At 38.5% G+C, this 532-nt stretch carries 1 protein-coding gene; it reads left to right on the forward strand.

The window, feature by feature from the left end:
- Positions 1-167: 167 nt before the first annotated feature.
- On the forward strand, positions 168-446 hold the full coding sequence (locus tag L2748_RS24350; protein WP_220783657.1) for a hypothetical protein: 279 nt from the start codon (positions 168-170) through the stop codon (positions 444-446).
- Positions 447-532: the final 86 nt, after the last annotated feature.

Genomic DNA, 532 nt, shown 5'->3' on the forward strand with positions numbered 1-532 from the left:
GACAATGTTGTGCAGGGCTTGCCAATGGTTTTTATACCGTGGCGAGCAATCCCGTTCCAATTGCATTTAAACTTGAAGATTGGCTTCAAAAACGTAAGCAATGTGATTGAGTAAGGGGGTTATATTTTTCGTTTTGCTGTTAATAATATACTTTTAAAGGGGTAAGCATGTTTAAGAAAATAGTTTTAATTTTGAGTGTGTCGTTTTATTTATCTGCCTGTTCAGAACACGACTTGTCCTACTATCAAGGAAACCTTGAAGACGCAGAGAGCAAGGTAAAAGAATGTGAGTTAGACATAAAAGAGGCATATTTAAATGAAGATCTAAAACGTGTTCAATCAATAGCAGAAGATTTGGAGTGTAAAGCTGCATCGCGGGCGCACAATGATTATAAGAAAGAGTTAGCGGCGTTAGAGCAAAAAAAACGAGCAGAGGCTAGGCAGTAAGCGATCAATATAAGACGGATTCCTTGAGGGGCAACGTTTAGATAATCTCAGAACAAATCCCATTCTGAGAACATCCTATGACTACG

It is taken from the genome of Shewanella sairae (assembly GCF_023283535.1).
Taxonomy (GTDB): Bacteria; Pseudomonadota; Gammaproteobacteria; order Enterobacterales; family Shewanellaceae; genus Shewanella; species Shewanella sairae.

What these genes read in the sequence shown, in the direction of transcription:
- L2748_RS24350 (WP_220783657.1), top strand. Translation starts at nt 168, where the DNA reads ATGTTTAAGAAAATAGTTTTAATTTTGAGTGTGTCGTTTTATTTATCT.